Origin of the sequence: Thermosynechococcus sp. HY213 (assembly GCF_031460975.1) — a bacterium.
In the GTDB taxonomy this organism is placed as follows: Bacteria; Cyanobacteriota; Cyanobacteriia; order Thermosynechococcales; family Thermosynechococcaceae; genus Thermosynechococcus.
On sequence record NZ_JAVKVB010000005.1, the window covers coordinates 1 to 22,014 of the forward strand.

Sequence of the window (22,014 nt, forward strand, 5' to 3'; positions counted from 1 at the left end):
AGGAGACAACCCGCTCTCGTAAGTCCAAGCTATAGCTCATATTCTTGAGTAACATTCATGACTCTTTGAGTATAGCCTATCCCTCTTGAAAATATCTCACTCCCTTTCGAAATAGCTATAAATCATTGTCAGTCACATTTAAGCTCTGCTGCACGGTTTGCTGAATCTGGGGCTGAAGTTGGCGCAGAAGCACTTGACCCGCCGTCTGACCAAGGGGAATCAGTTTCACCGCTGCATTGATCAGAGTAGTGACCCAACTATGGAGATAGCCTAGAAGTGCGGTTTCTAGGGGAATGTCGGCAAGGGCAGCGGCAATGCAAAAGGCAACACTGACATTCCAAGGGTAGGGCTGACCAGTCTGAAGTTCTGGCGGTAGGCGATCGAGGGCAGCGACGAGGTTGATCAATGCTGTTCCCATTTGCCAATTTTGGGCACGCAGTTCGGCGCTTTCGCGGGCAGCCGAGAGCCACGCATTCCACTGGTGAACAGCGTCAAAATCGCCCTTGGCGATCGCCCCATAGACCCGCCCTATCACTGCTGTTTCCAAGTGAGCACTGCCAAAAGCCAGTTCAAAGGTGAGCCAATCCTGTACGGCGGCTGCTGAGGTGATCTTGCCTTGGGCAATCAGGGTCTCCAAGCCCTCGGAGTAGTTAAAGCCGCCAATGGGCAAAGCGGGACTCACCCACTGCAACAAGGTTAACAGCGCTGACTCAGTGAACATGGTAGGCACCGCGCTCGGGACAAAAGGGCGCGACTTCAAACGTTACTATTAAGCCCCGCTGTTCCAGCATGGTTTGCAACACGGAATCTGCCCCCCAGCGAAGATAATCGGTGTGAATTTCCAAGGGGAGGTGGCGATTCCCAAGGTGGTAGGCGGCCTGTAGAAGGTCAAGGGGAGTGGTAGCCATCACCTTTAGCGTGGGTTCGGGTTTGGCGTGAACCGTGACGACTACTGTGCCGTCCTCGTCCTGAAGGCGATCGCCCGGCTGTAACGTCATCCCGCGCGGCAACTTCAGATAGAGAGATTCCCCCTCATCACTGTGGCAATGGAGACGACTGCGACAGCGTTCCTCTGCGGTCAATGAGAGGTGCAACTGACGGGCATTTTCCAATGTTGTAGGGCAAAGTTGCGTCAGCGTGAACATCAAACCAGCGTCAACTCGACAATTTTATCAAAGCGGAATGTTTTCACCAGTTGCTGAAGGCCTGCAATCAAGGCGGCTTCTTCGGATGGGATTTCAGCAATCAGTTCGCGAATGCGCTTGGCATTGAGCTTTTTGGCCGCTTCTTGGAGTTCAGCAATCCAAGGGCGGGGCATCACCATTAGGGCGGCTGGATCCAGCACCTGAGGACGGGGAGCACTTGCGGGGGGCAGAGCATCCTCGTAGGCATACTCTAGATTTAACTGGGCGGCGAGTCGTTCAAAAATCGTTTGCGGACGGAAGGGCTTGGCAATGTAGTCATCACAACCGAGATTCAGCAGTTCCTGTTTGTCCTGCTCAAAGCCACTGGCGGTCACCGCAAGAATTTTCGGGGCGCAGACGGCTTCGCCGCGTCGGAGGCGATCGCTCACTTCTTTCTTGATCTGTCGCGTTGCCGTTTTACCATCCATCACGGGCATGCGAATATCCATGAGAATTGCATGGGGCTGCCATTCTCGCCAGATCTGCACCGCCTCTTGACCATTGCCGGCTTCTCGACAGCGAAAGCCCACGGGTTTTAGGAGTTGGGTGAGCAGTTGGCGGTTTTCGGGAATATCATCTACCACCAGAATGCGGACTGCTGAGGTGGGCGATCGCAGGCCAACAACGGTTTGTGCCCTTTCCTCCTCTAGCGCTTGAGGATCGCCAAGGCCAATGTTGATCTCAAAGTAAAAGTGACTTCCCTGCCCCTTGGTGCTGCGCACCTGAATATCCCCCCCCATCAATTGCACAAACTGGCGACTAATGGCCAACCCCAGCCCAGTGCCTTCACTAACTTTTTTACTGCTATCGGTTTGGACAAAGGGCTGGAAGAGCATTTTCAACTCTGCCGCGGTCATGCCAATACCCGTATCACTGACTTCAAAGGCGAGTCGCGGGGGTTCTTGGGCTTTATAGCTGACCTTGAGGGAGACGCCCCCCTCTTTGGTGAATTTAATGCCATTGCCCAAGAGGTTCACCAATACTTGGCGCAGCTTCATTTCATCAGTGGTTACCGCCACCGGCAGATTGGCGGGCAAATCAAAGACCAGACGCAACCCTTTAGCTTCAGCTCGCACCTTGAGCATTTCTTCGAGGGTTTGCAGCATCCGCCGCAAATCAAAGGTGGTTTCCTGAAGCGTGATACGCCCAGCTTCAATTTTGGCCATGTCAAGGACATCGTTAATCAAACCCAAAAGGTGTTCACCGCTGCGGTTGATCTTTTCAAGGGTTTGCCGATGCTGCGGTGCAAGGGTGCGATCGCTGAGCAAAATTTGACTAAAGCCGAGAATGGCATTGAGGGGGGTGCGCAGTTCATGGCTCATGTTGGCAAGGAAAATACTTTTGGCTTTGTTGGCTGCCTCTGCTGCCTCTTTGGCCTTGAGTAACTCCCGCTCCGCTTGATGACGTTGATGGGCTGCAAGGGCGATTGTGACAATATCCGCCACATTGGAGACAAAACTGCGTTCCTCCACCAGCCAAACCCGATGCTCGCCAATACTCTCAACACAGATCACCCCCAATAATTGACCATTGAAGATGATCGGCGCATCAATCCGAGAATACACCCGCTGAAGTTTGGCATAGTCCCGCAGTTCGTGGGTGCGCGGATCCGTGAGTAAATCATTGACCACGAGGGGTTCCCCGGTGCGCAGCAGTTTCAAGTACTCTGGATAGGGGGGCTGGGTGAGGTAGGTGGATTGAGTAGGGTTGTTGGCGGCAGGGTCGTACTGGACAACACATTTGAGGCGATCGCCCTGGAGTTCCCATGCCGAAGCCCGCTGGACGCGCAGTGTTGTTGCCGTCACTTGGATAATCTCCTGCAACGCCATACGAAAGTGTCCCTGTTGCACATGGGGAGATTGGCTCAGCTGCACCAAAGCAACATTGTGGTCATGAAGTACCCGTTCTTTTTCGGTCAGTTGTCGATTGGCCGCTTCAAGGGCAGCCGTCCGGTGCGCCACTTCCTCTTCGAGGCGTTGATTAAAGCGGTGGAGTTCACTAAAACTTTCCTCTAATTGCCCTGCCATATCCACAAAGGTGCGACCGAGGTTGCCCAACTCATCCTGAGTTGCGGTGTCCACCTCAGCGGCAATGTCTAGATCACCCACTGCAATTTTGTGAGCTGCAGCATTTAGCCGCTTCAGGGGGCGCACGATGTAGCCTGTCACTCCCCAAGTCAGCAAACTAATCAAGCCAAAGGACATCCCCAAAATCCACAGACCCGCCCACGTTTCTTCATGAATAAAGTCAAGCAGTGTGTCTTCATTGATACGAATGGCCAGACTCCAGCGTGCCTCGGGAATCGGCGCATAAAAGACCCATTGGCGCTCTTGGGAAAGCCAATCAGTGACCCATTGCTGTCCCCTTTGACCCGCCACCATTGCTCTGCCTAGGGCGGCAAGATCGCCGTGGTTGTTTTCCTTGGCAATGTAAAAAATAGATTGACCAATGAACTGGACATCGTTATGAAAGATAATCCGTCCCTTGCGATCCAAGACAAAGAACTGGCCTTCTTGGAGGGCTTGAATGTTCATGGTCTGCTGCAGGCTTTCTAGAGCCACATCCACCGTGGCGACTCCCCGAATTTGACCTTGGCGGCGGAAGGGCACCGAATAGGTTACCATCCAACTATCCCCCGCACCCCGATCAAAATAGGGATCACTCCAGCGGGGCTGACCGCTTTGAATTGGCTCTGTGTACCAGTTCCATTGGGGTTGGGTGTAGTCGTAAATTGTTCCCGTATCCTTTTGCCGCCATGTGCCCCCCTGCCGATAAATATAGGGGCAAAAGAGGCGCTTGCGGGGAGAAAAGCTATAGGGAGTAAAGGCAATCGCCGATCCATAGACCAAGGGATTGACAGTGACATTGCGGCGCAAAAATGCATACAGCTGCTGTTCATCGACCTTGGGGAAGGTTTCTAGGGCATAGGCAGTGGTGGTTGCCAGTTGCGCCACCTGCGCCAGTGAGTCGTTAAATTGATCGGCGTAGAGGGACACCAGCGTTCCCTGCCACTTTTCATAATCGGCAGTACTGCGGCCAATCAGGCGCGCCCGAATGTAGAGGAAAAGGCCGGTGTAGATGACAACAATCGGCAGGAGCGTCCCCAGCAAGAGCTTATGGCGAAAGGATAGCTTGCTGAGCATGGCGGCCTCGACCTCCCTAGGCTTTCCCCTTAATTTTAGGCTGCCTAAAAAGACCAATCCTCTAGGAAAGGGGACTGAGTACTTTGCTGTCGCTGTCAGTGGCCACTTCACCCACCACTTCCGGGGTATTGGCTTCCGAAGGCGGCACCACCTGCCAGAAGAGGGGTAAATAGTGCTCCCACTGCTCCAGAATCATTGCGGCCTTGGCACTCCCCGTGCGCTCGTGGTGGGCAGTAATCAGTTGTTTGAGTTGGGCGGCACCAATGGCAGAGGTGACCCGCTGGAGTTTGACAACTTCGGGGTTGACCTTGGCGGGGAAGTTACCCGCTTCATCCAAGATGTAGGCCAAGCCACCGGTCATACCGGCACCCACATTGCGACCCGTAGTGCCCAAGACCACGACCACCCCACCGGTCATGTATTCGCAGCAGTGATCCCCTGTGCCCTCGACAACGGCAGAGGCTTTGGAGTTGCGGACAGCAAATCGTTCACCGGCGCGGCCATTGGCAAAGAGAAACCCCCCCGTGGCGCCGTAGAGACAGGTGTTGCCAATAATCACATTCTCCGCAGCCGCATAGGGAGCATTGGCCGGCGGCTTGATAATGATTTCACCCCCATGCATCCCTTTGCCGACATAGTCATTGGCTTCGCCGGTGAGGTTGAGGATCATCCCCGGCAGATTGAAGGCGCCAAAGCTCTGGCCAGCGCTGCCTCGGAAGTGGAGGGTAATCTGACCTTCAAAACCCGTGTTGCCATACTTTTTGGCAATGGCACCCGCGATGCGTGCCCCGACAGTGCGATCGGTGTTGACAATGGGCAGCTCTAATTCAACGGTTTGCTGTTTCTCAATGGCGGCTTGCACCTCTGGGCGTGCCAAAATTTCATCATCGAGAACGGCACCGTTACTGTGCACTGTTTCGTGCTGCAACCACTGGCGATCGTGCCGCGTGTCGGGCAGCTTCGTCAAGCAATCCAGATTTAGGGGTGCAGTTTTTGCAAGGGTAACATCCTGGCGCGGTACCAGCAAATCCGCCCGGCCAATGATCTCGTTCAGGCTGCGGTAGCCCAGTTGAGCCAGAATTGAGCGCACCTCTTCGGCAATAAAGAGGAAGAAGTTCACCACATGCTCAGGCATACCGGGGAAGCGCTGGCGCAGTTCTTCTTTTTGGGTGGCCACGCCCACGGGACAGTTATTGGTGTGGCAAATCCGCGCCATGATGCAGCCCTCGGCAATCATTGCCACCGAGCCAAAGCCAAATTCCTCGGCACCCATCAGAGCCCCCATGACCACATCCCAGCCACACTTGAGGCCACCATCCACCCGCAGAATCACGCGATCGCGCAGTTGATTTTCCAAAAGAACGCGGTGCACCTCCGTCAGCCCCAATTCCCACGGACTGCCAGCATGCTTAATCGAACTCAGGGGCGAAGCACCGGTGCCACCATCGTGACCGGAAATTTGAATCACGTCGGCGTTGGCTTTTGCCACCCCAGCAGCAATCGTACCAATACCAATTTCGGCCACTAGTTTCACGGAGACTTGCGCTTGGGGATTGATCTGGTGCAGATCAAAGATCAGTTGCGCCAAATCCTCAATGGAGTAAATGTCATGGTGGGGCGGCGGCGAAATTAAGGACACGCCCGGCTTTGATCGCCGCAGCATAGCAATGTAGGGGCTGACTTTCGTGCCCGGCAGTTGACCGCCTTCCCCCGGTTTCGCGCCCTGGGCAATCTTGATTTCAATTTGCTGGGCATTGATCAGGTACTCTGGAGTAACGCCAAAGCGCCCAGAGGCCACCTGTTTAATGGCGGAACTGGCGGTATCACCGTTGCGCAAGCCCCGCAGATGGGGAAATTGGGGAGAGTGCCCCTCACCATCCACATCCGTCAGCACTTGGAAGCGAATCGGATCTTCGCCCCCCTCGCCAGAGTTGGATTTACCGCCAAGGCGGTTCATAGCGATCGCCAGCACCTCATGGGCTTCCCGCGAGAGGGCACCCAAGGACATCCCCCCTGTGCAGAAGCGTTTGACAATTTCACTGGCGGGTTCAACCTCTTCGAGGGGAATACTGGGGCGATCGCTCTGGAAGTCCAGCAGATCCCGCAGTGCCGTGGGTACCCGACCGGTGAGTTGACGGCGATAGACCTCGTAATGGTCATAGCTATTGCTGCTCACGGCTTTGTGGAGTGCCTTGGCCATCTCCGGATTATTCATGTGGTACTCGCCACCGGGACGGAATTGGACAAAGCCAAAGTTCTCCAGTTTCTTGGCGGTGAGTTCGGGGAAGGCCTTGTGGTGAAAAGCAATGGTTTCTTGAGCCAAGTCTTGAAGCGTCAGACCCCCCACCCGCGACGTAGTGCCAATGAAGGCCTTGTTGAGCAGGTCATCACCAATACCAATGGCCTCAAAAATTTGGGCACCGCGATAGCTAGCAATCAGAGAAATCCCCATCTTGGAGAGGATTTTTAGGAGTCCCTCCTCGACCGCTTTGCGATAGTTGGCCTGCACCTGTTGCAGTGTCAGTTGCGGCAGTTTGCCCTTGGCCATCAGGTTTTGGGTGCGATCGCTATGCCACCACTGGCGAATTGTTTCCCATGTCAAGTAGGGACACACTGCTCCGGCGCCATAGCCAATCAGGCAGGCAAAGTGATGGGTACTCCAGCATTGGGCTGTTTCCACGACAAGGGAGACGCGACGGCGAATGCCTTGGGCAATCAAATGGTGGTGCACTGCCCCCACCGCCAATAGGGGTGGGATATAGGACGTGTCGGCATCCAAAAGATGGGGTTCGCCAGCAAGGTTGTGGCGATCGCTGAGCACAAGGATTTCGGCGCCTCCTTTGACGGCGGCAGCGGCCTGTTCACAGAGCCGATTCACAGCGGCCTCAAGCCCCGCAGGCCCTTGGGCGATCGCAAACTGTGTCGAGAGCCGAGTGGTACCAAAGGGAGCCTTGAGAATTTCCTCTAGCTCTGCTTCATTAATGAGGGGAGAATTGAGTTGCAGCAGGCGGGCATCTTCTGGGCTTTCAACGAGCAAATTCCCCCGCGCACCAAGGCGAGTCACCAAGGACATCACCAGTTTTTCCCGCAGCGGATCAATGGCCGGATTGGTGACCTGGGCAAAGCGCTGCTTGAAGTAGTCGTAGAGTAGGTGGGGTTGTTGCGACAGCACCGCCAAGGGAATGTCATCCCCCATGCAGAAGGTGGGTTCCTTGCCATCCTTGGCCATGACCTCAATGATCATTTCCACATCTTCGGCGCTGAAGCCAAAGGCCATTTGCTGTTGTAGGCAGGTTTGGCTTTCGAGGGTGGGGGTTTCGCCATAGGGTTGAGGGGCAAGTTCTTGGCGATAGGTTTTCAGCCATTCGCCGTAGGGTTGCTGCTGTGCCACCCGCTGTTTGATTTCCCAGTTGGTGAGCAGCTCTTGGTGTTCTAAGTCAACGGCAATCATCTGCCCAGGGCCAAGGCGGCCTTTTTCAATCACCGTTGCTTCATCAATTTGAATGCTGCCCGCTTCGGAAGAGACAATCACCAGATCGTCATTAGTGAGGGTGTAGCGTGCAGGTCGCAGGCCATTGCGATCAAGGGTGGCGCCGACAATTTTGCCATCAGCAAAGGCCACTAGTGCTGGACCATCCCACGCCTCTTGAAGGCCACTGTAGTATTCGTAAAAGTCCACCACCTCGGGGTGATCCGCCAAATCGGGCTGGTTTTGATAGGCCTCGGGAATCAGCATCATCATTGCCTGCAGGGGCTGCCGTCCCGATTGCACCAGCAATTCCAGCACATTGTCGAGGTTGGCGGAGTCACTATTTTCGGCATTGACAATGGGCATGAGATCCGCAAAGGCTTCGCCCCAATAGGGATGGCTCAGTTGGGCGGCTCGTGCCCGCATCCAGTTGATATTCCCCAAGAGGGTATTGATTTCGCCGTTGTGTCCCAGCATCCGCATCGGTTGCGCCAAGGGCCACTTAGGCATGGTGTTGGTGCTAAAGCGGCGGTGATAAAGGGCAAAGGGGGTGATGTAGTTGGGGTTGCGCAAATCCTCATAAAACTGGGCCAGTACTGCCGAGCGCACCATGCCCTTATAGACAATGGTGCGGGTGGAAAAGGAACAGATATAGAAGTCCTGTCGCCAGTCCGCCTTGATTTGGGCGATCGCCCGCTCAATGCGCTTGCGCGCTAAGTAGAGCTGCCGCTCCAGTTCATCACCACTGGCTTTACTGGAAGCCACAAAGAGCTGTTCAATTTGGGGCTGATTTTGCCTTGCTTGGCGCCCTAAAACACTGGGATTCACGGGCACTGCTCGCCAGCCCAACAGGCGCAGTTCATTTTCACTGAGCACCCGTTCCACAATCCCCTTTGCCGCTGCCGTTGCCGCCCCTTGGGGCAAAAAGATCATCGCCACCCCAATCCGCTGCCGCGGCACGCCAAACTCCGGCAACAACTCCCACGGAATCGCCGTCATGATGCCAGCCCCATCCCCAGAGTCGCGATCGGCACTACAGCCCCCGCGGTGTTCAAGGCAGGTCACTCCCTCTAGGGCTTGGGTCAAGATGCGATGACTAGCTATCCCCTTGCGATGGGCAACAAAACCCACACCACAGGCATCTCGCTCGGCCACAAGCCAAGGCTGTCCATGGTAACCAACTTGATGCACGGGGGAAGAAAAGGCGGATTGTTGCATGGGTCTGAAAGCGTTCAATCGACTGAGGGGTCTAACGTTGTCTTGACAACAGCAACCAGCTCTAGGGACTGAAAAACGCCACGACTCGAAGGGAGGAGCCAAGGCGACAGTATACAGAGATTAGAGAGGGCTGGTGATGGAGCAACGTATAGGGTCTTTCGCTATTATAGGGGCTTCGCTTGGATCCAGAAACGCCAAAGCAAGAGATTGTTAAGGTTTGGCCATAGGAGCCGGCAAACCAGCGATCGCTGAGGCTGACTTGAGGGCTAGAACGCCGCAGCAGAGAGGGGTTAAGGTTGGCGTTTAGGCTGGCGTGATATCATTAAATTTTCCAACTGAACAACAAGGCTTCCCGATTAATTGCTTGGTAAAACACGCCCATGAGCTTTGCTGCTGATTCTTCTCGGATCATTCCCACTGAGTTGCGGGACGAAATTTCGCGCTCGTACCTTGAATATGCCATGAGCGTTATTGTTGGGCGTGCCCTTCCCGATGCCCGCGATGGTCTCAAACCCGTACACCGCCGCATTCTCTATGCCATGCATGAGTTGGGGCTGACCAGCGATCGCCCCTTCCGCAAATGTGCCCGTGTGGTGGGGGAAGTGCTAGGGAAATATCACCCCCACGGCGATTCCGCAGTCTATGATGCCCTCGTGCGGATGGCGCAGGACTTTTCTATGCGTCACCCCCTCATTGAAGGCCATGGCAACTTTGGCTCGATTGACAATGATCCGCCGGCCGCGATGCGCTACACCGAGTGTCGGCTGCAAGCCCTAGCCACAGAAGCCCTCTTGCAGGACATCGAGCAGGAAACCGTTGACTTTGTTGATAACTTTGACGGCTCGCAGCAGGAACCCCTAGTTTTACCGGCGCGGATTCCCCAGTTGCTGCTCAATGGCACCTCCGGCATTGCCGTGGGGATGGCGACGAATATCCCACCCCATAATTTGGGAGAACTGGTGGATGGGCTGGTGGCCTTAATTCATAACCCCCAGATTAGCGATCGCGAGCTAATGCGCTACATTCCGGGGCCAGATTTTCCCACTGGGGGGCATATCCTCGGCCAAGGGGGCATTGAAGAGGCCTATACCACCGGTCGCGGCTCGATGACACTGCGGGCAGTGGCCACGATTGAAACCCTTGAAGCACCGGGTCGCCAACCCCGCGAGGCGATTATCGTGACGGAGTTGCCCTACCAAACCAACAAGGCAGCGCTGATGGAAAAAATTGCCGAGTTGGTCAACGAGAAAAAAATTGAGGGCATTGCCGATCTGCGGGACGAAAGCGATCGCGATGGCATTCGGGTGGTGATTGAGCTAAAGCGGGATGCCTACCCACGGGTGGTACTCAACAATCTCTACAAGCAAACCCCCCTACAGGTGAATTTTGGTGCCAATATGCTGGCGATCGTCAACGGCGAGCCGCAATTGCTGACCCTCAAACGCAGTTTAGAGGTGTTCCTTAGTTTCCGTGAAGCGGCGATCGCCCGCCGTACCCGCTATGCCCTGCGCAAGGCTGAAGAACGGGATCACCTGCTCCAAGGGTTGCTGGTGGCGCTGGCCAATCTCGATGCCGTGATTCAACTCATTCGCAGTGCGAGTGACACGACCCTTGCTCGTCAGCAATTGATGCAAACCTATGCCCTCAGTGAAGCCCAAGCCGATGCCATTTTGCAGATGCAACTGCGGCGCCTCACGGCCTTAGAGGCGGAAAAAATTGAGCGGGAGCACGCAGACCTTCAGCGGCAAATAGCCGATTATCGCGATATTTTGGCCAATCGCCAGCGGGTACTGGAGATTATTGAAAAAGAAGTCACCGACCTCAAGGCCAAGTTTGCCACGCCCCGCCGATCGCTGATTGTGCAAGCGGATGGCGAGATTAGCGACACCGATTTAATTGCCAACGATAAATCCGTCATTCTCGTTACCCAGCAGGGCTACATCAAGCGGATGCCCGTGGATACCTTTGAAGCCCAAAGTCGCGATGGGCGGGGACGCAAAGGGGCAGAGATTAAAGAGGATGATGCCGTTGAGCACTTCTTTAGCTGTAATGATCACGATCGCATTCTTTTCTTTAGCGATCGCGGTTTAGTCTATGCCTTGCCCGCCTACCAAATTCCCAGTGGCTCGCGCCAAGCCCGCGGCACCCCCATTGTCCAACTGCTGCCCATTCCCCGCGAGGAAAAAATTACCTCCGTCATTGCCGTCCAAGAGTTTAGGGAAGATGAGTATCTGGTGATGCTCACCCGCAAGGGCTTCATTAAGAAAACGGCGCTAGCGGCCTTTAGCAATATCCGCACCAATGGCCTGATTGCCATTTCCCTTGAGGAGGGGGATCAACTGCGGTGGGTGCGGCGTACCCGCGAAGAGGACACCATTATCATCGGCTCGCGGCAGGGCATGGCGATTCACTTTCGCGCCAGTCACGATCAACTGCGCCCCCTTGGCCGTGCCACGCGGGGGGTCAAATCCATGAGCCTGCGTCCGGGGGATGAACTAGTGGGGATGGATATTCTGCCGGCGGCGATCGCCAACCGTTTTGCTACCCCCCCGGAGGATGACAGTGCCGAGATGGAAGACGTTGAGGAGACGGTGGCGCACAGTGAAGGCCCTTGGGTACTGGTGATTACCACCAATGGCTACGGCAAGCGGGTACCCGTGCAACAGTTTCGGCTGCAAAACCGCGCCGGCATGGGCATTACCGCCACCAAATTCAAAGCCAAAAGTAACGAGGATCAACTGGCGGCTCTGCGGATTGTCAATGCCGAGGATGAATTGATGATTGTCACCAGTCGCGGCATCATTATTCGCCAAAAGGTGATGGATATTTCCTCGCAGTCGCGATCGGCCACGGGCGTCCGTCTGCAACGCCTAGATGAGGATGATGTGATTGTCACGGCAGCCGTCTTGCCCCCCGGTAGCATGGAGGCTGAGGAAGATTGAGCACCACCGCCTTTCTCACGGGTGCCAGTGGCTTTGTCGGTACCCATGTGGCACAAGTCCTTGCCGAGAGGGGGTATCGTGTCCGTGCCCTTGTGCGCCAACCGCAGCAGGCTGCCCATCTCAAAGCGTGGGATGTGGCGTTGGTGCAGGGGGATCTCCGCACCAGTGACTTAGTGCCCTTGATGCAAGGGTGCCAAGTGCTCTTCCATGTTGCCGCCCATTACAGTCTGTGGCGGCGCGATCGCCCCCTCCTCTATGCCGTCAATGTGGAGGGCACCCGTCGCATCTTAGCTGCTGCCCGTGAGGCTGGCATTGAGCGCACCGTTTACACCAGTTCCGTGGCCGCCATTGGTGTGGATCCCAGTGGCCAACCCACCACCGAAGCCTACCAAAGCCCCCCCGAAAAGCTGATTAGCGAGTACAAGCGCTCCAAGTACTGGGCAGAGCAGGTGGCTCACGCGGCAATCCGCCAAGGGCAAGATATTGTCATTGTCAATCCCAGTACCCCCATTGGCCCTTGGGATGCGAAGCCCACCCCCACTGGCGAGATGATCCTGCGTTTTTTGCGGCGACAGATGCCCTTTTATGTCAACACGGGGTTGAACCTGATCCATGTGCGGGATGTGGCGATCGGTCATCTCTTAGCCTTGGAAAAGGGCAAAACCGGTGAACGCTACATCCTTGGCCACCACAACCTCACACTGGCAGAAATTCTAGGACGCCTAGCCACGATAACTGGATTGCCGCGTCCCCTTGGCGAAATTCCTGTGGTGATTCCCCTCGTAGTAGCTTGGTTCGATGAAGTGGTGCTGGGGGCTTTGGGCAAACAACCAACCATCCCCGTTGACGGAGTGCGCATGGCACAGCAAAAAATGTTTTACGATGCCCGCAAAGCCGTGGCCGAATTGGGCTTGCCCCAGACGCCAATTGAGGAGGCGCTCCGAGACGCCGTGACTTGGTACCGCGAACGGGGGTACTGCCCCTAGGGTTTGCGATATAGTGAGGAATGGAAATTATGAAGTTTAGTTAAGAACTATGCTGGTTGCGCCCTTTACCTCGCAGTTGCCGCTTGTGGAAGAGACGCTTCATCGTGGCTACCAAGCCCTGCAATGGGGCAAAAACATTTTCGCGATCGCCCACAAAACCCTGAGTGCTCGTCTTCTCAATACTCTCTTTCCCACCGAAGAGCGGACGCAACCCCTCAGCCCTGAGTTGCAAGCATGGCTCAAGGAACGTTATGAAGCCCTACTCCAGCAGGATTGGCAGGATGCGGTGGCTGGCTTGTATCCCCCCACACTTCTCTTTGATGCCCCTTGGGAAGAATTTTTGCGCTTTTATCCGGTACTGTGGCTAGATTTGCTGCAGATGTGGCAGCGGGCGCGATCGCGCCAATTTCAGGAATTTGCCAAGGACGTGCGCCTTGAGGACTATCCGCAGTATTATCGCCAAAACTTCCACTACCAAACCGATGGCTACCTCAGTGAGACCTCGGCCAACCTCTACGATCTGCAAGTGGAGCTGCTCTTTGGCGGTACGGCAGATGCGATGCGGCGGCGCGTGATTGCTCCCATTGCCCAACATTTTGCCACTCATCCTCCTACGCCACCTGTACGCATTCTCGATGTTGCCTGTGGCACCGGTCGCACCCTAAAACAACTGCGCTATGGCTTCCCCAAAGCAGCCCTCTTTGGCATTGATTTGTCCCCTACCTACTTGCGCAAAGCCAACTCCCTACTGGCCACCCAGACCGGGGATTTGCCACAACTCATTCAAGGGAATGCCGAAAGCTTGCCCTACGTGGACAACTACTTTAGCGCCGTCACCTGTGTCTTTCTCTTCCATGAACTGCCCGCCCCAGTGCGCCAAAACGTGATCAATGAATGTGCCCGCGTTCTCCAGCCGGGGGGTGTCTTTGTCATCTGTGACTCGATTCAAGCCCTGGATTCCCCAGAGCAGCGCCCGATGATGGAAAACTTTGCCAACCTTTTCCACGAGCCCTTTTACCGGAATTACATTGAAGATGATCTCAACATCCGCTTAGAAAAAGCAGGCCTAGTGGTCAAAGAGGTGCAGCACCACTTTATGAGTAAGTATTGGGTGGCCGTTAAGCCTTCTTAGCCCAAAGGTACCAGTCCGCTACACTTTGTAACGGTGCCCACCTCCTGCGATGCGGGGCTGCTAGGCTGAACACAGTATGTCAAAATGTCTTTTCCCTGTGGCAGTCTGGAGGGTTAATTGATGGATGGGCTGGCATGGCAAGCGGAGTTTGTCTCTGGCTTGGCGGAAATCGATCAGGAACATCAGGCACTGCTGGCGATGTTACAGCAGTTACGCTCGGCGATCGCTGAGGGAGCAACCTTTTCGCAAGTGAAGCCGCAATTACTAGAGTGCGCCAGCGAAACAGAACGCCACTTCCAGCACGAAGAAACTCTGATGGCTGCTGCCAACCATCCCCTCTATCTCTCCCACCGTGCGGCTCACCAAAATCTGCTACGGGATTTGAGTGGGGTGCTTGAGCAGGTGCAGGGTCATCCCGAAAAGCTGACACCAGAGACGATTGAGGCGATTGGTGCTCTAGTCGTGCGCCATATTCGCGAAGAAGATCTGCCAATGCTCTACCTGCTCACCCATCCCGAGGAGCTAGCACAGCAACAAGCGGCTGAGTTGACGGCGGAAACTGCCTTTTAGATCTCGGGACTAACCACTGGTTTTGCGATGTTGGATGGCCGTTAAGCCACTGGTTTGCAGCAATTCACCACTCTCGACCACGGCATAGATCAGCGAGTGGTTGCCACAGTTCATGCGGGACTCTACCGTACATTCCAAATAGGCAAGGGCATCGAGCAAAATCGGGGCACCACTCTCAGCGCTTTTGAGGCCAAGGGTGGCTAATTGTTGCTCACCAAGGCGTTGTGCCTGCTGAAATTGGCGAACGAGGGGACTGCCTTCCTTGAGAATATTCAAGACAAAGCGATCGCCCACCAAGCAGAGGCTTTCTGCCCATTCCTGCGGCAAGGACACTGTGATACCGGGGGGATTAAACGAGGCTTGGGAGACCGACGACACCAAAATCGCTGCCGCTTGGGTGAGGTGAAAACACCCTTCCGGTAGGGTGGTCAGAACACACAGGGAACCCACGACCCGATTCACTGCCTGCTCGGTGCGATCCACCTGTGCCTCGACGAGACTGGGGGGGCGGACGGTGCGACTCTTGCGCAGTTTCTTCAGGGCTTGGGCAAACTCGTTGGCGGCAATTTGGCATTTTTCAAGATCGCTCGCCGTGGGGGTAAACTTCACCCGCAGCGTTTCAAAGCCAAGGGTATAACCAGCATCAAGCAACTTTTGTTCAATGTCATCAATGGCCTCACCACTCCAGCCGTAGGAGCCAAAGACCCCCGCTAACTTTGTTTTGCTGCCCTCCGCCAAAATAAACCCCAAGGCGGTCTGCACCTGTGTCGGCATGTGTCCCCCTAGGGTGGGCGAGCCAATAATAAAGCCGTCGCTACTGTGGATCAGGGCTTGCATTTCTGCTGGGGGTGTGGTTTCACAGTTAATGGCCTCCACTTGCACACCGGCTGCGGTTAGGGCTTGGGCGATCGCGTTGGCTAGAATTGCTGTATTGCCATAGGCAGAGGCATAGAAAAGTGCTACCTTGGTGTCCTGTTCCGTTTGGGCTTGGCACCAGTCGCGATAGTCCTGAAAGAGGCGGCTACGGCTAAACTTGACGATCGGGCCGTGGGCGGGGGCATAGAGGCGCGGTGGCGGTGTCAGTTCTACCAAGCGATCCAAAATGCTTTCCACTTGGCGGGTTTGCGCCGCATGCAAACATTCAAAGTAGTAGGCACGATCCGCATCGAGTTTTTTCCACTGCTCATCGTAGAGGCTATCGCCACAGACATGGGCACCAAAGAGCTTATCGGTAAACACAATTTGATTCTGAGGATCAACGGTAATCAAGCCATCGGGCCAGCGGGGCGTAGCAGCAGCAATAAACTCCAGTTGGCGATCGCCCCCTAACTCTAGGGGTGTTTCCGCACGGGGAATCCAGAGATTCAATTGCTCGCCAAGGGTGGAGCGCAAGGTTACTGCCCCTGCCTTAGAGCAGACGATAATGATCTGGGGCGCTTTTTCCAGCAAAACCTTGACGGTCGCCAGACGGTTGGAGTTGACATGACTGAGAATCAGGTACCGCAGTTGACTCAGATCAATGTGCTGCTGGAGTTCCTGCAAATAAATTTGGGTAAAGGATTCCCCTGGCGGATCCAGCAGGGCGGGTTGGGGTGCTCGGATCAGGTAGGAATTGGAGGTGGTTCCCTGCTGACGGCCGTACTCCACTTCAAACTTCAGCCGATCCCAAGTGCGCGATCGCAAGACCAAAACCCCGGGCGCAATTTCTGCGACTTGAACATCACGGGGACGAGTTTCCGTGAGCATTGGACACCTCCTGAAAACCTATCTGCGGTACTGCTATCGAAAATATCGAAATAGCACTGCCACTATAACGTAGTTTAATCGCCTAGGGAATTACCAGTAAAATTTTTATTCTTGATCATTGATGTTTTATTTGATCATTTTTCAAATCGCAGGGTTATTAAAAAGGCTATTAAGTAATTGGAATTCAAGAAATTGGTTAACGCTTAAAAACTTTAATAATTTTTTTAATCTTATCAAATAAAGAGATTCAATATTATGGTTTTTAATCTTTGTTTTTATATTTGCTTTATAATACCAATTCAATTTGAAGATAGGGTTAATAAAGGCTGTGTAATAAATGACCAGCCCGTCAAAGAACGAATCACTGCCGTCGTCAGTTGTAACAATACAGCTTGCAGGTTTTGACGCAGGGCTTCCAGCGCCTCGAACGACTGCCATGCTCATGCTGCTCGCAGATGTTGCCACAACCGCTCCATGGGATTGACCTCGGGGGCAAACACAGGCACAACATTCCGTGGCTTCTTGAGTGATATTCATGAATTTTTGAGTATAGCTTATCCCTCTTAAAAATATCTCACTCCCTTTCGAAATAGCCATAGGTGACAACCAGCAGCTCGCTAATCTTACCGCGTTTGTGGCGATTGGAGTTGATCACACGGCTGGCCTTGAGTTCAATACAGTGCCAAGAGCGATACAGGTGCAGCATGGGTTCAACCCAAGCATTGCTAAGCATGACGTAGCATCCCCGTTGAGCCAACTCAGCGACAACGTTGGCTAGGGCAATCTGTTCTGCTTCGCCAAAAGGCTGATCAGTGTAACTGGTGAAGCTGGCTGTTTTAGAAAGAGGATAGTAAGGTGGATCAAAGTAGATAAAATCCCCCGCCGTTGCCCAAGTTAAGACCTCTTGAAAATCCGCCACACTCAATGTCACCTTTTGCAGAGCAAGGCTCGCTTGGCGCAGAGCCTCTGGATCAAAAATTTGGGGATTGCGATAACGACCCATGGGAACGTTGAACTGCCCGGCACGATTAACACGATAGAGGCCGTTAAAACAGGTTTTGTTCAGATAGATGAAGCGAGCTGCTCGCGTGAGGGGATCAAGTTGCTGCTGATCTAAGCTACGAATGTGGTAGTAAAAAGCTTCGCTGTGCTGTTGGCGATATGCCGTGAGTTCTTGAATTAAGTCCTCCACGCGATCGCGCACAATTTGGTAGCAGTTCATTAGTTCAGGGTTGCGATCGCTCAACCGCACCTGCTGAAACTGAAATTCCCCCTGTTGGGCTTGGCCAAAGAGATACCAGTAGAGCGCTGCACTGCCACAAAACGGCTCAGCATAACAGCGACATTGATGGGGTAAATAGGGAGCCATTTGGCTCAACAATTGCGACTTGCCCCCCGCCCACTTGAGAAATGGCTTCGGGCTGAGGATCGTTGTTGTCCCCACTAGACCGGTGGAAACAGGATGAACAACAGTCCCTGCTGCCCCACGAGCAATTCCCGTAGGAGCGTGACAATACCCACCCAGATAATGGGACTAATATCCACTCCCCCAAGGGGCGGCACAACGCGGCGAGTTGGTGCCAGCACAGGCTCTGAAAGCCAGTAAATCACTTTCAATGGCCCTTGGGTGAGGTTAATCTGGGGGTACCACGTGAGGACAATCCGCACCAGAAAGATCAGGGTAAAAATGGCGAGGATGATTCCCAGTACCCAATTGATGACAACAACCACAGGCATTGGCATCGCTTACACTATCCCAAATCATTATCCCAAAAAATGATCAAGGGCAGCTTTAAGTTCTGCGAGTTCCTGATCAATGCGTCCCTCTTGAGCGGCACGAGTCACACATTCATTCAAATGCTCATCGAGAATCAGCCGTGCCACCCGATCCAACGCTCCCCGCACTGCGGCAATTTGAATCAGTACCTCTGGGCAAGGGCGACTATCCTGAACCATCGTTTTGATACCACGCACGTGCCCTTCAATGCGCGAGAGCCGATTGACGATCGCCCGCAGCGATTCCTCACTGTGATGATGGGGATGGGAATGCAGGGAAGGGGAAGAATGGGAATGGAATTCAGTGCCCACGGCAAATAGTCCTAAACAATCAGTACAACAATCAACCTATTCAACAGAATATTCAACAGATTAGGAACTAGGGTTGTGTTGCTCCCTGTTGAAAATAATGTCTTAAATTCACTAAGCGTTGGCGATTCATAGCCGCCGGTTGTTGGCGCTGAGCAGGGCTGAGAACTTGTTGGACTTCTAAAGCAGCCGCAAAATGTGTTCGTTGCAGCATCTCCCGTAAGCTCATCACCAATGCCGCCGCTCAAACGCTTGGTCTAGCCGCTTCAAGACTTGCTGCAATGCTTGGGCGTTAACCGACGCTAAATCAGGGTTGAACTGCTTTGCTTCAGTCAATCGTTGGCACTGCACGTTGAAGCTGGGGTAAGGGGCATCCGCTGGGATGATGTACTCGCTACGCACAGAGCAGGCATTGACTGGACATTTGCGCGAAGCAATCCAGTCTTTGCGTTCCCTCAGCGGATCATTCCAAACTTGGCGACACACGTCTAGATCGTGGTCGATCTGCTTGGCCTGCTGCTGGGTTAGTTTGAGTTTGTACTCGTACGTCAGGGTGAGCATGAGTGCATTATAGCGATTAGTCACGCCCGATGTTCGGTGCTAGCTCAATATATCCAGCAACAAGCTGAGATTGAGTGGCTGCTCCCTGCGGTCGCCCGCCGCCTCACCACCACCTAACCGCTTTGCGGTATAGACGGAGCACTGCGGCGAATTTTGGTAGCAAACTTGCTAGCTGCGCTTGGTTTTGGCCATGAATGTGACGGCTCTTTCCTAAATTTTCAAGTGGGCGTTTGCCTTGGGCGTCACTCCCGTAACTGTTGTCCCTAGGAAAGTCGTGATAGTATCGGGACACATCCCCCGCAGGATTCAGTGGACGAACCAACGTGACAGAACCAATTTTTTGGTTGGCGGTGTCACTGGTATTAGTGGCCGTATGCTTGGCAGCCGTTCTGGTTGCTGCGATTCCGGCGTTTATGGAATTGGCACGGGCGGCGCGCAGTGCCGAAAAGCTCTTTGATACCTTGGGGCGTGAATTGCCCCCTACCCTAGAAGCAATTCGCTTGACAGGTCTAGAGATTAGCGATCTCACCGACGACATTAGCCAAGGGGTAGAAAGTGCAGGCAATGTCGTCAAGCAGGTGGATCAAGGAATTGCAGCGGCAAAACGCCAAGTTCAAGAGGCGAAAGTGACCACCCGTAGTGTTTTTGCCGGGGTAAAAGCCGCATGGCAAACGTGGAATCGTCCCAGTCGCAAACCTTCGCGGTTGCCGCCGAGTCAATTGTCACCGCCGCCCGAGCGATCGCCCCAAGAACGCCGTGAGCAGGCCAAGGAAAGCTGAATCATCCCTTGGCGTAGAGTCGCCACTGGCTCAGCCCCTAGCTTGAGTTGATACTCCGTGGTTAAGAGAATCTGCAAACAGGCTTGAAGGGCCGGCAAAGCAACAGCGTTCACTTCTTTTTGCAGGAAATAGACCCGTTTCGGATTTCCCACTTCGGCGAGCTTGGCAATGCGTTGATGGTCGCGCTCATGGCTGAGCAACTTGACCCACAACCAGGTGCGAAATTGTTTCGTCAGGGTGGCCAAAAGGCGCAAGGGGGGTTCATTTTGGAGTAGCAAGTCCTCCAGTTGGCTCAGGGCAGTGGCTGTGTCTCCCCGCAGCAGCGTACTGGCAAGGGTGAGGCTACTTTGTTGGGTGGCATGAACAAGGGTGGTGATGTCTTCAGCGGTAAGGGGGCGATCGCCCGCAAACAAGGCCAATTTTTCTAATTCATTGTGGAGTTGGCGACTGTCATTGCCCACGGCTTCGGCAAGCAGTTGTATTCCTTCTGGGGGCAGGCGGACTGGATAGCGTTGAGTCGCCTCACGGATTTGCTGTTCAATCTCAGCGGTTTTCCAAGCGGCAATCGGACTAAATTCCTGAATCTTGCCATGCTGTTGCAGCAGCTTGACGGCTTTACTGCGGCTGTCGGGTTTTTGGCGACTGGTAAGAAGAAAATGACAGTTCGGGGGAATTTGTGGCAAGGTGAGTTCTAAATCTGCGAGTAGTTCCGCACTACAGCGTTGACCTAGCGTTGTATTCACTAGCCACACCAAGCGATCGCCTTCTCCAAAGGGCGGCGTCATCACCTGCGCCAACGCGGCTTGAACGGCCTCAGCATCCTCCCCAGCAAATTTTTCGAAGTTAAAACTCTCCCACAGGGGATCGACCACTTGTTGCCGTAGGTCTTTCACGGCCTGCTCGAGTCGGAATTGATCCTCCCCCCAATAGAAGTAAACGGGCATGATGCGGAAATTTTCCCTTATCCACTAGGATAAAGACATTGTGGCGGAGACTTTAAGGAAATGTTGCACTCTTGTTCCCGATGGCCATCCCGCCTTTTGGCGCTGGGTACACTGGGGGTAGGGTTAGCAATCGCTCCCCTCTTTTGGCAGCCCGCAGACTCCCAAGAAACGCCTTCCCAAGCACTTACCATTTTGGCCGATGTGCAGCAGGCGAATGCCGTCACAGGCGTGATCACGGCACGGGGCAATGTGCAACTGCGTTATCCCGCCCGCCAAATTCAGGCCACAGCGGCACAAGCACAATACTTTAGCCGGGAGGGGCGCATTGTCCTCAGTGGGAATGTGTATGTTTTGCAACAGGGGAACAGTCTCCGCGCTGACACCATCACATATCTTATTGAGGAAGCAAAATTTGTCGCTCTGCCCGCCCCCAGCCGCCAAGTCGAATCTATTTTAATGATCCCCGATGACCCTAACCAACAAATTCTTACACCTGTGCAGCCCTAATGGGCGGTTTGCGCTACCGACCACGCTTCGCCTAGAGGGGGTATGTAAACGGTATGGCAGTCGTTGGGTGGTGGATCACGTCAGTCTCTCGGTGGCTCGCGGAGAGGTGGTGGGTCTGCTGGGGCCCAATGGTGCAGGGAAAACGACAACCTTTTACATGGCAACGGGGATTGAACGACCGGATGATGGCCGAGTATGGCTGGATGATGAGGATATTACCCAAGCTCCCTTACATCAGCGAGCACGGCGGGGCATTGGCTATCTGCCCCAAGAACCGAGTATCTTTCGCCAGTTGACGGTTGCTGAAAATATTCTCTTGGTTTTAGAGGAGACGGGAGTGCCGCGGCGGCAGTGGCGCGATCGCTTGGATCAACTACTCACGGAATTCCGCCTCACCCACATTGCCCACACCCTCGGTCGGCGAGTCTCAGGGGGAGAACGGCGGCGCACCGAATTAGCCCGTGCCTTGGCAGCAGGTAAGCAAGGCCCCAGTTTTTTACTGCTCGATGAACCCTTTGCGGGCGTGGATCCCATTGCCGTGCATGACCTTCAGGACATGATTGCCAAGCTGCGCGATCGCCAAATGGGCATTCTCATTACCGATCACAATGTGCGGGAAACGCTGGAAATTATTGACCGCGCCTACATTTTACGGGAAGGGCAGATTTTAGCCGCAGGGAATAGCTGGGAATTGGCCCAGGATGCCAAAGTGCGGCAATACTACCTCGGTGAGGATTTTCGCTTCTAG

At 54.3% G+C, this 22,014-nt stretch carries 18 protein-coding genes and 1 pseudogene; 7 read left to right on the forward strand and 12 right to left on the reverse strand.

Features of this window, described 5'->3' with window-relative positions; all coding sequences use genetic code 11:
- Nucleotides 1–115: 115 nt before the first annotated feature.
- From RHK62_RS02580 to gltB, 4 genes are all read right to left on the reverse strand, one after another.
- The gene (locus tag RHK62_RS02580) at nucleotides 116–721 is read right to left on the reverse strand and encodes an urease accessory UreF family protein (RefSeq protein WP_310453228.1); all 606 of its coding nucleotides are present in this window, start codon (nucleotides 719–721) and stop codon (nucleotides 116–118) included.
- Nucleotides 711–1,145: an urease accessory protein UreE gene (ureE, locus tag RHK62_RS02585; RefSeq protein WP_302678771.1), complete on the reverse strand. Its 435-nt coding sequence runs from the start codon at nucleotides 1,143–1,145 to the stop codon at nucleotides 711–713. Before ureE ends, RHK62_RS02580 begins: the two co-directional genes overlap by 11 nt.
- Nucleotides 1,145–4,327, reverse strand: a complete 3,183-nt coding sequence (locus RHK62_RS02590) for an ATP-binding protein (RefSeq protein ID WP_302678772.1) — start codon at nucleotides 4,325–4,327, stop codon at nucleotides 1,145–1,147. Before RHK62_RS02590 ends, ureE begins: the two co-directional genes overlap by 1 nt.
- Before the next feature lie 61 nt (nucleotides 4,328–4,388).
- Nucleotides 4,389–9,014, reverse strand: coding sequence for a glutamate synthase large subunit (gltB, locus tag RHK62_RS02595; protein WP_310453229.1), 4,626 nt, complete (start codon nucleotides 9,012–9,014; stop codon nucleotides 4,389–4,391).
- 380 nt (nucleotides 9,015–9,394) lie between these two features.
- Between gltB and gyrA the strand changes: the two genes are divergently transcribed.
- The 4 genes from gyrA (at nucleotide 9,395) to RHK62_RS02615 (ending at nucleotide 14,644) form a co-directional block, all read left to right on the forward strand.
- The gene (gene gyrA, locus RHK62_RS02600; protein ID WP_310453230.1) at nucleotides 9,395–11,956 is read left to right on the forward strand and encodes a DNA gyrase subunit A; all 2,562 of its coding nucleotides are present in this window, start codon (nucleotides 9,395–9,397) and stop codon (nucleotides 11,954–11,956) included.
- Complete coding sequence (gene hpnA / locus RHK62_RS02605) at nucleotides 11,953–12,942, forward strand: hopanoid-associated sugar epimerase (protein WP_310453231.1); 990 nt, start codon at nucleotides 11,953–11,955, stop codon at nucleotides 12,940–12,942. Before gyrA ends, hpnA begins: the two co-directional genes overlap by 4 nt.
- Nucleotides 12,943–12,991: 49 nt before the next feature.
- Nucleotides 12,992–14,074 (forward strand): class I SAM-dependent methyltransferase, encoded by a 1,083-nt coding sequence (locus RHK62_RS02610; RefSeq protein ID WP_302678775.1) that lies wholly within the window; start codon nucleotides 12,992–12,994, stop codon nucleotides 14,072–14,074.
- A gap of 120 nt (nucleotides 14,075–14,194) precedes the next feature.
- A complete protein-coding gene (locus tag RHK62_RS02615) occupies nucleotides 14,195–14,644 on the forward strand; it encodes a hemerythrin family protein (protein ID WP_206200947.1) in 450 nt (149 codons plus the stop codon).
- A 9-nt stretch (nucleotides 14,645–14,653) separates the two neighbouring features.
- Here the strand turns inward: RHK62_RS02615 and RHK62_RS02620 are convergent, their stop codons facing one another.
- The 7 genes and pseudogenes from RHK62_RS02620 to RHK62_RS02650 form a co-directional block, all read right to left on the reverse strand.
- Nucleotides 14,654–16,390 (reverse strand): diflavin flavoprotein, encoded by a 1,737-nt coding sequence (locus RHK62_RS02620; protein WP_310437979.1) that lies wholly within the window; start codon nucleotides 16,388–16,390, stop codon nucleotides 14,654–14,656.
- Between the two features lie 141 nt (nucleotides 16,391–16,531).
- Entirely contained in the window at nucleotides 16,532–16,987 is a 456-nt protein-coding gene (locus RHK62_RS02625; protein ID WP_310453232.1) for a hypothetical protein, read from the reverse strand.
- The gene (locus RHK62_RS02630; RefSeq protein WP_310437981.1) at nucleotides 16,965–17,834 is read right to left on the reverse strand and encodes a DNA adenine methylase; all 870 of its coding nucleotides are present in this window, start codon (nucleotides 17,832–17,834) and stop codon (nucleotides 16,965–16,967) included. The genes RHK62_RS02625 and RHK62_RS02630 overlap by 23 nt, the downstream gene beginning before the upstream one ends.
- Nucleotides 17,834–18,127 (reverse strand): YggT family protein, encoded by a 294-nt coding sequence (locus tag RHK62_RS02635; RefSeq protein ID WP_206201587.1) that lies wholly within the window; start codon nucleotides 18,125–18,127, stop codon nucleotides 17,834–17,836. Before RHK62_RS02635 ends, RHK62_RS02630 begins: the two co-directional genes overlap by 1 nt.
- A gap of 27 nt (nucleotides 18,128–18,154) precedes the next feature.
- Nucleotides 18,155–18,478, reverse strand: coding sequence for a metal-sensing transcriptional repressor (locus tag RHK62_RS02640; protein ID WP_206200951.1), 324 nt, complete (start codon nucleotides 18,476–18,478; stop codon nucleotides 18,155–18,157).
- 67 nt (nucleotides 18,479–18,545) lie between these two features.
- Entirely contained in the window at nucleotides 18,546–18,689 is a 144-nt protein-coding gene (locus RHK62_RS02645) for a hypothetical protein (protein WP_302678779.1), read from the reverse strand.
- A 29-nt stretch (nucleotides 18,690–18,718) separates the two neighbouring features.
- Nucleotides 18,719–19,036: pseudogene (locus tag RHK62_RS02650) on the reverse strand (helix-turn-helix domain-containing protein); the annotation flags it as partial.
- A gap of 323 nt (nucleotides 19,037–19,359) precedes the next feature.
- Between RHK62_RS02650 and RHK62_RS02655 the strand changes: the two are divergent.
- Nucleotides 19,360–19,815: a hypothetical protein gene (locus tag RHK62_RS02655; protein WP_206200953.1), complete on the forward strand. Its 456-nt coding sequence runs from the start codon at nucleotides 19,360–19,362 to the stop codon at nucleotides 19,813–19,815.
- Here RHK62_RS02655 and holA read toward each other — a convergent pair.
- Nucleotides 19,752–20,759, reverse strand: a complete 1,008-nt coding sequence (holA, locus tag RHK62_RS02660; protein WP_302678780.1) for a DNA polymerase III subunit delta — start codon at nucleotides 20,757–20,759, stop codon at nucleotides 19,752–19,754. The genes RHK62_RS02655 and holA overlap by 64 nt on opposite strands.
- A 60-nt stretch (nucleotides 20,760–20,819) precedes the next feature.
- Between holA and RHK62_RS02665 the strand changes: the two genes are divergently transcribed.
- Entirely contained in the window at nucleotides 20,820–21,266 is a 447-nt protein-coding gene (locus RHK62_RS02665) for an LptA/OstA family protein (protein WP_302677271.1), read from the forward strand.
- Nucleotides 21,226–22,014, forward strand: a complete 789-nt coding sequence (lptB, locus tag RHK62_RS02670; protein ID WP_302677272.1) for an LPS export ABC transporter ATP-binding protein — start codon at nucleotides 21,226–21,228, stop codon at nucleotides 22,012–22,014. The genes RHK62_RS02665 and lptB overlap by 41 nt, the downstream gene beginning before the upstream one ends.

What these genes read in the sequence shown, in the direction of transcription:
- gyrA (WP_310453230.1), top strand. Translation starts at nt 9,395, where the DNA reads ATGAGCTTTGCTGCTGATTCTTCTCGGATCATTCCCACTGAGTTGCGG.
- lptB (WP_302677272.1), top strand. Translation starts at nt 21,226, where the DNA reads ATGACCCTAACCAACAAATTCTTACACCTGTGCAGCCCTAATGGGCGG.
- RHK62_RS02615 (WP_206200947.1), top strand. Translation starts at nt 14,195, where the DNA reads ATGGATGGGCTGGCATGGCAAGCGGAGTTTGTCTCTGGCTTGGCGGAA.
- holA (WP_302678780.1), bottom strand. Translation starts at nt 20,759, where the DNA reads ATGCCCGTTTACTTCTATTGGGGGGAGGATCAATTCCGACTCGAGCAG.
- ureE (WP_302678771.1), bottom strand. Translation starts at nt 1,145, where the DNA reads ATGTTCACGCTGACGCAACTTTGCCCTACAACATTGGAAAATGCCCGT.
- gltB (WP_310453229.1), bottom strand. Translation starts at nt 9,014, where the DNA reads ATGCAACAATCCGCCTTTTCTTCCCCCGTGCATCAAGTTGGTTACCAT.
- RHK62_RS02645 (WP_302678779.1), bottom strand. Translation starts at nt 18,689, where the DNA reads ATGCTGCAACGAACACATTTTGCGGCTGCTTTAGAAGTCCAACAAGTT.
- RHK62_RS02625 (WP_310453232.1), bottom strand. Translation starts at nt 16,987, where the DNA reads ATGGCTATTTCGAAAGGGAGTGAGATATTTTTAAGAGGGATAAGCTAT.
- RHK62_RS02620 (WP_310437979.1), bottom strand. Translation starts at nt 16,390, where the DNA reads ATGCTCACGGAAACTCGTCCCCGTGATGTTCAAGTCGCAGAAATTGCG.
- RHK62_RS02635 (WP_206201587.1), bottom strand. Translation starts at nt 18,127, where the DNA reads ATGCCTGTGGTTGTTGTCATCAATTGGGTACTGGGAATCATCCTCGCC.
- RHK62_RS02665 (WP_302677271.1), top strand. Translation starts at nt 20,820, where the DNA reads ATGTTGCACTCTTGTTCCCGATGGCCATCCCGCCTTTTGGCGCTGGGT.
- RHK62_RS02610 (WP_302678775.1), top strand. Translation starts at nt 12,992, where the DNA reads ATGCTGGTTGCGCCCTTTACCTCGCAGTTGCCGCTTGTGGAAGAGACG.
- RHK62_RS02590 (WP_302678772.1), bottom strand. Translation starts at nt 4,327, where the DNA reads ATGCTCAGCAAGCTATCCTTTCGCCATAAGCTCTTGCTGGGGACGCTC.
- RHK62_RS02580 (WP_310453228.1), bottom strand. Translation starts at nt 721, where the DNA reads ATGTTCACTGAGTCAGCGCTGTTAACCTTGTTGCAGTGGGTGAGTCCC.